The 12,320-nt window shown below is 67.0% G+C and carries 12 protein-coding genes; 3 read left to right on the top strand and 9 right to left on the bottom strand.

Translation table 11 applies throughout. From position 1 onward, the window contains the following. Position 1 precedes the first annotated feature (1 nt). Genes pgaB through pgaD form a run of 3 tightly spaced genes read left to right on the top strand, consistent with a single transcriptional unit; the run spans position 2 to position 3,613 of the window. On the top strand, positions 2-1,888 hold the full coding sequence (gene pgaB, locus D7Y61_RS11070) for a poly-beta-1,6-N-acetyl-D-glucosamine N-deacetylase PgaB (RefSeq protein WP_180866283.1): 1,887 nt from the start codon (positions 2-4) through the stop codon (positions 1,886-1,888). Between the two features lies 1 nt (position 1,889). Next, positions 1,890-3,146, top strand: coding sequence for a poly-beta-1,6-N-acetyl-D-glucosamine synthase (pgaC, locus tag D7Y61_RS11065; protein WP_180866282.1), 1,257 nt, complete (start codon positions 1,890-1,892; stop codon positions 3,144-3,146). Then, positions 3,143-3,613, top strand: a complete 471-nt coding sequence (gene pgaD / locus D7Y61_RS11060; protein WP_180866281.1) for a poly-beta-1,6-N-acetyl-D-glucosamine biosynthesis protein PgaD — start codon at positions 3,143-3,145, stop codon at positions 3,611-3,613. Before pgaC ends, pgaD begins: the two co-directional genes overlap by 4 nt. 140 nt (positions 3,614-3,753) lie before the next feature. Here the strand turns inward: pgaD and D7Y61_RS11055 are convergent, their stop codons facing one another. The 9 genes from D7Y61_RS11055 to D7Y61_RS11015 all read right to left on the bottom strand — a co-directional run bounded on the left by D7Y61_RS11055 (position 3,754) and on the right by D7Y61_RS11015 (position 12,285). Further along, positions 3,754-5,025: a glutamate-5-semialdehyde dehydrogenase gene (locus tag D7Y61_RS11055; protein ID WP_180866280.1), complete on the bottom strand. Its 1,272-nt coding sequence runs from the start codon at positions 5,023-5,025 to the stop codon at positions 3,754-3,756. After that, positions 5,022-6,179 (bottom strand): glutamate 5-kinase, encoded by a 1,158-nt coding sequence (proB, locus tag D7Y61_RS11050; protein ID WP_180866279.1) that lies wholly within the window; start codon positions 6,177-6,179, stop codon positions 5,022-5,024. The genes D7Y61_RS11055 and proB overlap by 4 nt, the downstream gene beginning before the upstream one ends. Positions 6,180-6,190: 11 nt before the next feature. Beyond that, the gene (locus D7Y61_RS11045; RefSeq protein WP_180866278.1) at positions 6,191-6,454 is read right to left on the bottom strand and encodes a YciI family protein; all 264 of its coding nucleotides are present in this window, start codon (positions 6,452-6,454) and stop codon (positions 6,191-6,193) included. Continuing rightward, on the bottom strand, positions 6,454-7,749 hold the full coding sequence (gene argH, locus D7Y61_RS11040) for an argininosuccinate lyase (protein ID WP_005410363.1): 1,296 nt from the start codon (positions 7,747-7,749) through the stop codon (positions 6,454-6,456). Before argH ends, D7Y61_RS11045 begins: the two co-directional genes overlap by 1 nt. A gap of 20 nt (positions 7,750-7,769) precedes the next feature. Beyond that, a complete protein-coding gene (gene argC, locus D7Y61_RS11035) occupies positions 7,770-8,723 on the bottom strand; it encodes an N-acetyl-gamma-glutamyl-phosphate reductase (RefSeq protein ID WP_180866277.1) in 954 nt (317 codons plus the stop codon). Continuing rightward, the gene (locus D7Y61_RS11030) at positions 8,720-9,322 is read right to left on the bottom strand and encodes a GNAT family N-acetyltransferase (RefSeq protein WP_180866276.1); all 603 of its coding nucleotides are present in this window, start codon (positions 9,320-9,322) and stop codon (positions 8,720-8,722) included. The genes argC and D7Y61_RS11030 overlap by 4 nt, the downstream gene beginning before the upstream one ends. A 3-nt stretch (positions 9,323-9,325) precedes the next feature. After that, entirely contained in the window at positions 9,326-10,654 is a 1,329-nt protein-coding gene (locus tag D7Y61_RS11025) for an acetylglutamate kinase (RefSeq protein WP_180866275.1), read from the bottom strand. 75 nt (positions 10,655-10,729) lie between these two features. Next, positions 10,730-11,827, bottom strand: coding sequence for an acetylornithine deacetylase (locus tag D7Y61_RS11020; protein WP_180866274.1), 1,098 nt, complete (start codon positions 11,825-11,827; stop codon positions 10,730-10,732). 5 nt (positions 11,828-11,832) lie between these two features. Further along, complete coding sequence (locus D7Y61_RS11015; protein ID WP_071229716.1) at positions 11,833-12,285, bottom strand: GNAT family N-acetyltransferase; 453 nt, start codon at positions 12,283-12,285, stop codon at positions 11,833-11,835. Between the last annotated feature and the right edge of the window lie 35 nt (positions 12,286-12,320).

The raw sequence follows: 12,320 nt of genomic DNA, 5'->3' as shown, positions 1-12,320 counted from the left end.
CATGGCCCGCATCCTGCGACTGATCCTGCTGCTGTTGCTCAGCAACGCACCGACCGCGCTGGCACAGCAGGCCGCGCATCTCGATGCGGCCGACAACGGGCTGCTGATCCTCAGCTACCACGATATCCGCGACCAGGTGGCCGCCAAGGGCGATGCAGATACCTACGCGGTGAGCACGCAGAACTTCGCCGCACACCTGGACTGGCTGGGGGCGCATGGCTACCACCCGGTATCGCTGTCGCAGGTGATCGATGCTTCGCAGGGCCGCGCCACGCTGCCACCGCAGCCGGTGCTGCTGACCTTCGATGACGGCCTGCGCAGTGTCTACGACAAGGCGTTCCCGTTGCTTCAGGCCTATCGCTACCCGGCCCTGGTGGCGGTGATCACCGACTACATGGACATGGCACCGGGGCGCACCATCGACTACGGCTACCGCCCGTTCGGCCACGACGATTTCCTCACCTGGGCGCAGCTGAAGCAGATGCACGACAGCGGCCTGATCGAAGTGGCCAGCCATACCGACAACCTGCACCATGGCGTGCTTGCCAATCCGCAGGGAAACTCCACTCCGGCCGTCGTGACCCGGGTCTACTCGCCTTCCACGCGCAGCTATGAGACCGAGACGCAGTACGAGCAGCGCCTGCGCACCGACCTGACCCGCAGTGCACAGCGGATCGAGCAGCACCTTGGCGTACGCCCCCGCGCGATCGTGTGGCCGTACGCCGCCTACAACCAGCTGAGCAACGACATCGCCGAGCAGCTGGGCATGCCGGTGTCGTTCGACCTGGAGGGGCGCAGCACACCGGTCACCCGTGACCTGCACGGTCTGGCGCGCTTCCTGGTCAGCGACAACCTGACCGTGGAAGGACTGGCGTTCGAACTGCGCCGCGACGTGGCACTCGATGGCATCCGCGCCCTGCAGATCGACCTGGATGATGTGTATGACCGCAACCCGGCGCAGCAGGCGCGCAACCTCGACGCGCTGATCGAACGGGTCAAGCGCATCGCACCTACCCATGTCTACCTGCAGGCCTTCGCCGACGCCGACGGCAACAACACCGCCGACGCGCTGTACTTCCCCAATCGCCACATGCCGATGCGCGCGGACCTGTTCAGCCGCGTGGCCTGGCAGCTGAAGTCCCGCGCAGGTGTGAAGGTATATGCGTGGTTGCCGGTGCTGGGCTTCGAGCTGCCCGACCCGGTGCAGCGCAAGACGTTGGCGATCCACAACGGCGATGCCGATGGCATGTACCGGCTGGACTTCACCAACCCGAAGGCGCGCCGGATCATGCTCGACCTCTACGAGGACCTGGCAGTCAATTCCTACTTCGAAGGCCTGCTGTTCCATGACGATGGCTACCTGCGCGACACCGAGCTGCCGTCTTTGCAGGCGGGGAGCGATGGCAGCGCGCGCACCCAGGCGCTGATCGACTTCACCCTGGCCCTGCGCGACCGCGCGCAACGCTGGCGGCCGAAACTGGCCACCGTGCGCAACCTGTATGCCGAACCGGTGCTGCGCCCGCAGAGCGAAGCCTGGTTCGCGCAACGCCTGGACCTGTTCAACAAGGCCTATGATCAGACCGCACTGATGGCGATGCCGTGGATGGAGGGCAGCAAGCATCCGGAGCGTTGGCTTGATCAGCTGCTGGCCGCCGTACGCCGTCAGGATCCGCAACTGCAGCACACGCTGTTCGAGTTGCAGACGGTCGACTGGCGCACTGGCCAGCCGATTCCCGCCGACCGGCTGCGCGCGCAGATCCGCCAGCTGCAGGCACAGGGTGTGCACCACTTCGCCTGGTACCCGGACGACTTCATCGCCGACCAGCCCTCCACCCGCGATGCCCGCGCGGCGATGTCCGCCGGCAACTTCCCGTACCCGGAGAAGTGACATGGACATGCATCCGCTGCTGCAGGTCCTGTTCCAGTTCGCCTTCTACTACCCGATGGTGATGGCGTTCTTCTGGATGTCAGGCGGCCTGTACTACTACTTCCGGCGTGAGCGTCATTCGCGCCCACGCAACGACCCGCCCCTGATGGTCGATCCGCCGTTCGCAAGCCTGCTGATTCCCTGCCACAACGAATCGGAGAATCTTGACGACACCCTCGGCGCAGCGCTCAACCAGCGCTACCCGACCGATTACGAGGTGATCGCCATCGATGACGGCAGCAGTGACGACACCGGCGCGCGCCTGGACGCGCTGGCGGCCCAGCATCCACGGCTGCGCGTGCTGCACCTGGACCGTAATCTGGGCAAGGCCAACGCGTTGCGCATGGGCGCGCTGGCGGCGCGCTCGGAATACCTGGTGTGCATCGACGGCGATGCCATGCTGGAGGAACACGCCCTGCATTGGATGGTCTGGCACCTGGTCAGCGGCAACCGGGTCGGCGCGGTCACCGGCAATCCGCGCATCCGCAACCGTTCCACCCTGCTCGGCCGCCTGCAGGTGGCCGAGTTCTCCTCCATCATCGGCATGATCAAGCGGGCGCAGCGCGTGTACGGGCGCATCTTCACCATCTCCGGGGTGATTGCCGGCTTCCGTCGCACTGCATTGCACCAGGTGGGCTGGTGGTCGGACGACATGGTGACCGAGGACATCGACATCAGCTGGCGCCTGCAGCGCGGGCACTGGGACATCCGCTACGAGCCCAATGCCCTGTGCTTCATCCTGATGCCGGAAACACTGAAGGGATTGTGGCGGCAGCGCCTGCGCTGGGCGCAGGGCGGCGTGGAAGTCATGCTGCGCCACGCCCGCTCTCTGCTGAACTGGCGCGAGCGCCGGATGTGGGGCGTACTGCTGGAGTACGTACTGAGCGTGATCTGGGCCTACACGATGCTGTTCATCGTCGTGCTGTGGGTGCTGGGCAGGTTCTTCCCGATGCCGCCCCAGCTGTACATCGCCAGCCTGCTTCCCCAGTGGCATGGCGTGATCCTGGCGCTGGTCTGCCTGCTGCAGTTCGCCAGCAGCCTGATCATCGACCGGCGTTACGAAACTCAGATTGGACGCAACTACTTCTGGGTCATCTGGTACCCGATGGCGTACTGGCTGATCAGCCTTTCCACCACCCTGGTGGCGTTGCCGAAGACGCTGCTGCGACGCCGTCGCAAGCGCGCCACCTGGACCAGCCCTGATCGGGGAATACGATGAACGCACAGCACCCGTCCAACCGATTTGATTCGCGGATGATCCGCAAGCCACACCGCCAGCCGCGGTTCCAGCGCACGGCCTGGGGATTTGTCACCCTTGCGTTCTGGGGCTTCTACTTCTACCTGTGGGCACCGCTGGTCACGCTGGTGTCGTGGCTGGTCGGCGGCCAGATGGCATGGCAGCAGCTGTATGAGCGGCAGAACCAGTTCGACCCCTACGTGCTGGTGGCGCTGCCGGTGATGCTGTTGTGCGCCAGTGTGCTGCTGATCAGCTGGGCCGAGTACAACCGTGCGCGCTTCCGCGGGCGGGACCGGCGCCTGCCGCGGCCGCTGGCCAGCCTCAACGAGGTGGCAGCGGATCTGGGCGCCAGCACCGGCCTGGCCGAGCGCCTGGCCCAATGCAAGGCGGCCACGCTGCACATGGACGAGCAGGCACGTCCGGTCGGCATCCGCCGCGAGGTGGTGTAAACCGATCGCCCGGTGGGTGCCGGCCTTGGCCGGCGCTTGCCTTGCTAGATGCCGACCTTGGTCGGCGCTTGGGCATGGTGGGTGCCGACCTTGGTCGGCACCGGGGTCTACCGCGCAGAGCATCCACGCATGGCGTGGATCTACTTGCGCGTCTGCCCCTCACCGCGCACGACAAATCGTTCGACGGTGAGTGCCTCCAGGCCCATCGGGCCGTAGGCGTGCAGGCGCGTGGTGGAAATACCGATCTCGCTGCCCAGGCCCAACTGCCCACCATCGGAAAAGCGCGATGAGGCATTCACCATCACCACCGCCGAGCGCAGTGCGTTGACGAAGCGCTCGGCGTGGCCCGCGTCTTCGGTCGCAATCACTTCGGTATGGTCGGAGGTATAGCGGCGAATGTGTGCGATGGCCGCATCGAGGTCATCCACCACCCGCACGGCCAGCACCAGATCCAGGAACTCGGCAGCGTAGTCGTCCTCGCTGGCGGCGATGCTTCCCGGTAGCAGCGGCTGCGCCTGCGCATCGGCGCGCAGCTGCACGCCGCGCTCGCCGAGCGCCTGCGCCACGCGCGGCAGGAACGCTTCGGCCACCTCGCGGTGCACCAGCAGCGTTTCCAGCGAGTTGCAGGCTGCAGGGCGGCTGCACTTGCCATCCACCAGCAGGTCAATGGCCTTGCCGAGGTCGGCGCTGGCATCCACGAACAGATGGCACACGCCCTTGTAATGCTTGATCACCGGCACCCGCGCATGCTCGGCGACGAAGCGGATCAGGCCTTCGCCGCCACGCGGAATGGCCAGGTCGATCAGCTCATGCAACTGCAGCAGTTCCAGCATCGCTTCGCGGCGCAGGTCGGTCAGCACGGTCACCGCAGCCGGCGGTACGCCGTTGGCCTTCAATGCGCCGGACAGCGCCTGGGCGATGGCGGTGTTGGAGTGGATCGCCTCGGAACCACCGCGCAGGATCACGCCATTGCCGGCCTTCAGGCACAGGGCGGCCGCTTCGGCGGTCACGTTCGGGCGCGCCTCGTAGATCATCGCGATCACCCCCAGCGGAACGCGCACCTTCTGCACCCGGATGCCGTTTGGACGCACATCGTCGCGGGTGATCTGGCCGACCGGATCGGGCAGCGCGGCGACCTCACGCACGGCTTCGGCCATCGCGAACAGGCGTGCCGGGTCCAGCGCCAGGCGGTCGAGCATGGCACTGCCAACGCCCTTGTTGCGCGCGGCAGCAAGGTCACGCGCATTACCGGCCAGGATCAGCCCGGCATTCACTTCCAGTGCCTGCGCCATTGCCAGCAGCAGCGTGCGGCGCGCCGCACTGTCGAGGCCGGCAACGATCTGGGCCGCGTCACGGCAGGCACGCGCCTGCGCTTCGATTTCGCTCATCGGGGAGTCCTTCAAACCGGTCATGGCAGCACCAGATCGTCGCGATGGACGACACTGCCACCGTAGTTGTAGCCCAGCACGGCCTCGATGTCGCGCGAATGGCGACCGGCGATCCGGCGCACATCATCGGCGGCGTACTGGCTGACACCGCGGGCGATGCAGACACGGCCCTCTGGTGCATTCCAGCACACCTGCACCATATCGCCACGCCGGAACGCGCCCTCCGCACCGGTGATGCCACCGGGCAGCAACGAGGCGCCCTTCTCACGCATGGCCTGTGCCGCACCGGCATCGATCACGATCGCGCCTTCGGTCAGCGGTGCATGCCGCAGCCAGTGCTTGCGGGCCGCCTCGCGGCTGCGCGCGGCGTGGATGCGGGTGCCGAACAGGCGGTCCTGCGCCAGTGCACGCACCACGTCGCTGCTGCGGCCGTTGAAAAGGTAGGTCTCGATGCCGAGACGACCCGCCTTGGCCGCCGCCTCAAGCTTGGTCCGCATGCCGCCGGTACCGGCGCGCGACCCTGCGCCGCCGGCCATCGCCAGCACCTCGTCACTCAGTTCCGGCACGTCGTGCAGTGGCCGCGCATCGGCCACGGTGCGCGGGTCCGCGCTGTACAGGCCGTCGATGTCGGTGGCAATGAACAGTGCATCGGCATCGACCAGCGCGGCCACGGTGGCGGCCAGGTTGTCGTTGTCGCCGAGCTTGAGTTCGTCCACCGACACGGTGTCGTTCTCGTTGACCACCGGCAACGCGCCCAGCCGCAGCAACTCATTGAGCGTGGCGCGTGCGTTGAGGTAGCGGCGGCGGTTGCGCAGGTCGTCGTGGGTCAGCAGCACCTGCGCCACAGGGCGCTCGAAGAAGCGCTGCCAGAGCCCGATCAGCTGCGCCTGGCCGAGCGCGGCCAGGGCCTGCCGCGCCGCCATCGCCGCACCGGGTTCATCGGCCCGCGGCAGGATCGCGCGCCCCGCCGCAACCGCACCGGAGGAGACGATCACCACCTCGCGCCCGGCCAGGACGTTGGCGGAAACAAACTGGGCCAGGCCCAGCGCGTGGCGTGGCGACAGGCCGCCCCCATCGGCCGCCAGCAGGCTGCTGCCGACCTTCAGCACTGCACGCCGCCACGGCGGCAGCGCTTGTTCGGGGAACGGCGAGGCGACGTGGGCAGCGTGCTGGATCATCGGTCAGGCTCTCAGCGGGTGTTCCATTCGTGCACGGTCAGGTCGGAGGCCTGCATCGTCACCAGCGGATCAGTGGCGATGATGGCCTGGGCCTGCGCCAGGCTCTCGACATTGCACAGCACATAGGCACCACCACTGCCGTCGGCGAAACCACCAGTCAGCTGCAGCTTGCCCTGCGCCTGCAACGCATCGAGGAAATCGCGGTGCGGCTGCACCGCTGCATCGTTGAAGTCCGGCCGGCGCATCGCCATCACCAGGTAGACAGTGCCCGCCATCAGGACAGCGCCTGCCAGCGCGCGCGCAGTTCGTCCAAGCGCAGGTCGGCGGCCGAACCCGGCGACACGCGTGCGGCCAGGCTGCCTTCCGGGGTCCGCCCCTGCCCTGCGCTGTCGGCACCGGCCGCAGCGGCCTTGTAGGCCTCACGGAACGGCACGCCGGCCACGGCCGCTTCCACCGCCACGTCGGTGGCATACATGCCCGAATCGATGGCCGCACGCAGCTTGTCGTCACGCCATTCCAGGTTGGCCAGCAGCGCCGGCAGCAGCTCCAGCGCGGCCAGGCCGCGGCCGAAGCCGTGGAAGATGGCGCCCTTGGACGACTGCAGGTCGCGGTGATAGCCCGACGGCAGCGACAGCAGCTGCTCGATCTCGGTGCGCGCGGCGGCGACGCTGGCGTGGGTGGCACGCATCAGCTCGATCACGTCCGGGTTGCGCTTGTTGGGCATGATCGAACTGCCGGTGGTGTACTGCGCCGGCAGCGCGACGAAGCCGAACTCGGCACTGGTGAACAGCGACAGGTCCCAGGCGATGCGGCGCAGGTCCAGCGTAGCGCCACCGAGTGCTTCCAGCGCGGCCAGCTCGAACTTGCCGCGCGACAGCTGTGCGTAGATCGGCGAGATCTGCATGCGCGCGAAACCGAGCGCGGCCGTGGTGTGCTCGCGATCCAGCGGCAGGTTAACGCCGTAGCCGGCAGCGGTGCCCAGCGGATTGGCATCAACCAGCGCATGGGTGTCGCGCGCGCGGACGGCGTTGTCGATGAAGGCCTCGGCCCAGCCGGCCCACCACATGCCGGCCGAGGACACCACGGCACGCTGGATGTGGGTGTAACCGGGAATCGGCAGGTCCTTCTCGGCCTGTGCGCGGTCCAGCGCGACCTTGGCCACTTCCGCGCTGAGCTGTGCCACGCGCTGCAGCTTCTCCTTCAGCCACAGGCGGGTGGCGACCAGGATCTGGTCGTTGCGGCTGCGGCCGGTGTGGATCTTGCGGCCGGCATCGCCGAGGCGTTCGGTCAGGCGCGCTTCGATCGCCGAGTGGCCATCTTCGTACTGCGTATCCAGCACGAAGCGGCCTTCGCGGAAGTCCTGCGCCAGGATCTCCAGTTCGCGCAGCAGGCCGTCCAGCTCGTCGGCACTGAGGATGCCGATGTGCTGCAGGCCTTGTGCATGTGCGGCGCTGGCGGCGATGTCATGCAGGAAGAACTCGCGGTCGAGGATCACGTCGTCACCGGCGAGGAAGGTCTGGATCTGGGCGTCGACAGCGACGCCGGGCTTCTGCCAAAGAAGGTCTGCCATGGGGGCTCCGGAAGGCGTGTTCAGTGCGGGATCGACGTCAGTTCGTCGATGGCCAGCGCGAGGTTGAGGTTCTGCATGGCCTGGGTGGCCGCGCCCTTGAGCAGGTTGTCCAGGGTCGCCACCACGACGACCCGCTTTCCGCCCGGGGCCAGGGTGAAGCCACCGACCTGGGCGCCGTGTCGGCCGGCGATGCGGCTGACCCACGGTGCTTCATCCACCACTTCGATCAGGGGTTCGCCGGCATAGGCCTGCTGGAAGCGCTCGACGATCTGTTCGCGTGTCTGCACGCGGTTCAGCCACAGGTTGGCGGTAAGCGTGATGCCCCGGAAATGCGGCGCGACATGCGGCATGAATTCGACGGCCACGCCCAGCTGCACCGACACCTCGCGCTCGTGCACGTGGTTGGTCAGCGCATACGGCATCAGGTTGCCGGCCAGCAGTTCGACGTTGTTCTTGTCCGACGGCGTGGTACCGGCGCCGGAGTAGCCGGAGACACCGAAGCACTGCGGTGGGCCGGCCAGCAGGTCCAGCAGCGGATGCACCGCCAGCTGCATCGCCGTGGCATAGCAGCCCGGGTTGCTGATGTGCTTCTGGCCGTTGTAGCGGCCGCGGGTCAGCTCCGGCAGGCCGTAGTACCAGCTGTTGTCGAAACGGTAGTCGGCCGAGAGATCGACGATGACGGTGTCCGGCTTCGCCGCTTCCAGCGCAGCCACGAACGGTGCGGCCAGGCCGTTGGGCAGGGCCAGGATCACCGCATCCACGCCCTTGGCCGCCACCGCGTCGGCGTCCAGGTTCTCGTACTGCAGATCGCCCTGGAATTCCGGGTGATGGTCGGACAGGCGCTGCCCGGCGCGCTCGCGCGAGGAGACGAAAGCCAGTTTCAGCCGCGGATGGGCGGCCACCAGCTTGATCAGCTCGGCGCCGGTATGGCCGCGGGCACCCACGATGCCCAGGGTGAAAGTCGAATCGTTCATGCGTGACTGTCCAGGCGGTACTGCAGGTGGCGCTTCACGCCCTGCCATTCCGCATCGATGATGGAGAAGATGACGGTGTCGCGCGGCGTGCCGTCGGCATGCCGCTTGTGGTTGCGCAGCACGCCATCCTGCTTGGCGCCGAGGCGCGCGATGGCGGTGCGCGAGGTGAAGTTGAACCAGCTGGTTTCCAGCACCACGCTGATGCAGCCCATGGCCTCGAAGGCATGCTGCAGCAGCAGCAGCTTGGCTTCGGTGTTGGCGCCGGTGCGCTGCACGCGCGGCGCATACCAGGTGTAGCCGAGGCTGAGCTTGGGCACGCCGGCATCCATGTCGTAGAAGCGCGTGCTGCCGATGGTCTCACCGGCGGCATCGCGGATCACGAACGGCAGCACCCTGCCTTCGGCCTGCGCCTGCAGTGCGGCCTGAACATAGTGCTCGACCCGCTGCGGTGACGGCACCTGGGTGTACCAGAGCTGGTCCAGGCCACTGCCTTCCAGCGCAGCACGCAGGCCGGGCACGTGCTCCATCTGCAGCGGCTGCAGGGTCACGTGCTGGCCGCATAGGGTGGGAACGGTGGCCCAGGCGTCCGGGTTGCTCATCGCTCAGCCCTGCAGGCTCGGGGTGCGCTTGGCGCAGTGGTCGACATAGGTGCGGATGCGATCAATGCCATCGGCACCGAACCAGAACACTTTCCAGTGGTCCTGCTTGTAGCAGCCCTCGGATTCGGCGTAGTAGAAGTGATTGATCGGGTTGCCGTGGCGCGAGCGCCAGAACAGCTGCGGGGTTTCCTCCAGCATCACGTTCCAGACCGCACGGCCCAGGCCTTCGCCCTGCGCGTCGTCGAGCACGGCGAACTTGTCCAGGTACACGCCCTCTGCCTCGTCGGTGAGGATCACTGCGGTGCGGTAATTCTCGCTGACGTAGGCACGCAACAGCTTGGTCTTCTGGAAATAGTCCGGCACCAGCGTGCGGCCGAAGCTGGATTCGATCAGGCCCTTCAGGCGCGGCAGGTCCAGTTCGTCCCAAGCGGTGGCGCGCAGCACTTTTTCGCCCTTGCGCACCAGCGTGCCCGAACCCTTGTGGGTGAACAGTTCCTTGGCCAGGTCGGCCGGGCGGGTGATCGACACCGACGATTCCAGCGGCAGGCGGTCGAGCAGATCCTTGATCTGTTCGATCTTCACCTTCATGCCGCCGTGGATCCACGGCTGTGCGATCAGGTGGTCGTACTCGGTGGACAGGTTGATCGAATCGATCACGTTGCCCTGCTCGTCCAGCAGGCCGCCGGTGCCGGTCAGGAAGATGATCTTGTACGGCTGCAGTTCCTGCACCAGCTCATTGGCGGCGAAGTCGGCGTTGACGTTGAGGATCTGGCCGCCGGCGGTTTCGCCCAGGCTGGTGATGACTGGAATCGAGCCGGCGCGCAGGCTGGCCTCGATCGGCGCGAGGTTGACCTTCTTCACCTCGCCGACCAGGCCGTAGGTATCCACGTCCAGGTACTCGGCTTCGAACACGCCGCCGGTGATCGAGGTGGCACGCGCGCCGTTCTGCTGCAGCGCCTCGACCAGGCGCAGGTTGGACTGCTGGAACACCCGGCGCACGATCGCCAGCGCTTCCGGCGAAGTCACGCGCAGGCCATTGACGGTCTGCTTGTCGATGCCGGCGGCCGACAGTTCGGCATCCAGCTGCGGGCCGGCGCCGTGCAGCACGATCGGGGTCAGCCCGACTTCCTGCAGGAACGACAGCGAAGAGGTCAGCGCTTCAAGATCGTCGCGCAGCACCGCGCCGCCGACCTTGACCACGGCGAAGCGCTTGGCGTCCAGCTGCGAAAAGCGCTTGAGGTACTGGCTGATCTCCTTCGCGCTGGCCATGCTGGAAAGCAGGCGCACGATGGTCTGGCGGGTCTGGCGGTGGGGCTGGAGGGCAGGAGACATTTCGGTTTCGTCACAGGCGGCGGTCGCCGCGTTGCAGTTCCACCCGGCCAGGGCCGGGCGGCGTTGTGGGGTCGATCAGGCGCCGGCGGCGATGATGCGGTGCACGGCGTCGGTGTAGCGCTGTAGCTGCTCCAGCGTCACGAACTCATCGGCGGTGTGGGCCTGGGCGATGTCACCCGGGCCGAACACCAGCGTGGTGTAACCACCGGCCGAGAACAGCGAGGCTTCGGTCCAGAAGTCCACCGCGTTGCCGATCGGCAGGTCCAGTGCATCGGCCACGTCGCGCGCCAGCAGGCGGCGGTTTTCGGCTTCGGCGATGTCACCGGCCGGCAGGCTGAGGCCACGGAAGGTTTCGGTGAACAACGCCGCTTCCGGTTCGGCAAAACCGGCGAAGGTCGCCAGCAGGCCATCGATGTCCATCGACGGCAGCGGGCGGAACCCGAACCGTACTTCGGCAGCCGGTGCGATCATGTTGGCCTTGATCCCGCCTTCGACGCGACCGATGTTGAAGCGCAGGCCGGTCAGCCCACCGAAGCGTGCCGACGCCAGCGATTCCACATGGTCCAGCGCGCGATTGCCCCAGCGCATCGCCTGGTGCAGCGCGCTGGCGGCCGCGTCCTGCTTGCCTGACGCGTGCCCGGCACGGCCGGCAAACTGCATCAGCACCGAGCTGATGCCACGGTGCGCGAGCACGGCCTCACTCATGGTCGGCTCGGCCACCAGCACCGCGTCGTATGGCAGGCCACGGGCCAGGAACGCAGCAATGCAGCGCGGATCGTTGGCTTCTTCGTCGCTGGAGAACAGGAAGGCGGCATCGCCATCGCTGGCGTTGGCCGCCGCCACCAGTGCAGCGGCGGCGCCCTTGATGTCACACACGCCCAGGCCGACCACGCGGTCGTCCAGGCGCCGCATCACGTGCGGATCGGCACTCCAGTGCGGCGAGTCCGGCACAGTGTCCAGATGGACGTTGAACAGGTACTTCGGCGTGCCGCGCACGGCGTACAGGCTGACCGCACCGGCGCCATGGTCGATCACCTCGACGTTGAAGCCGGGCAGGTTCGCGCGCAGGTAATCGAAGATGCCACCGGTGGTGATCGCACGCGGCGGGTTGCGGGTGTCGAAGGACACCAGGGCCTGCAGGTGCTGCAGGGTGGAAGCAAGCAGGTCGGTCATGGGAATCAACAAGGTGTTTGCCCGGGCGTAGCCGGGGCATAGAGGTTCTGGCGCACAATTTCCATCAGCAACTCTGGCCGTGCCGGCGCGCTGAAGCCGAAGGGGGCGTAGAGCCGATGTGCATCGCTGGTGGCCAGCATGAAGCGGCGCAGGCCCTGCAGCTGCGGATGGGCCATGATCGCCTGCAGCAGCTGCTTGCTGTAGCCCTGGCCGCGATGCTGCGGCAGCACGAACACGTCAGCCAGATAAGCAAAGGTGGCACCGTCGGTGATGACGCGCGCAAACGCAACCTGGCCGGACGCGTCCAGATAGGCGCCAAAACACAGCGAACCGGCAATGGCCCGTTCCACCAGTTCGCGCCCGATGCCCAGGCTCCAATGGGCCTGGGTAGACAGGAACTGGTGGATCAGGGCAACGTCCAAGTGCTGCGGATCGGTGCTGATGCGGAGTGCGCTCATCGATTCATCCGTTTGCTGCGCACCCTGGCCCACAG

Source organism: Stenotrophomonas maltophilia (assembly GCF_013464485.1).
In the GTDB taxonomy this organism is placed as follows: Bacteria; Pseudomonadota; Gammaproteobacteria; order Xanthomonadales; family Xanthomonadaceae; genus Stenotrophomonas; species Stenotrophomonas maltophilia_AW.
This window is presented reverse-complemented; position numbering and strand designations above follow the sequence as displayed.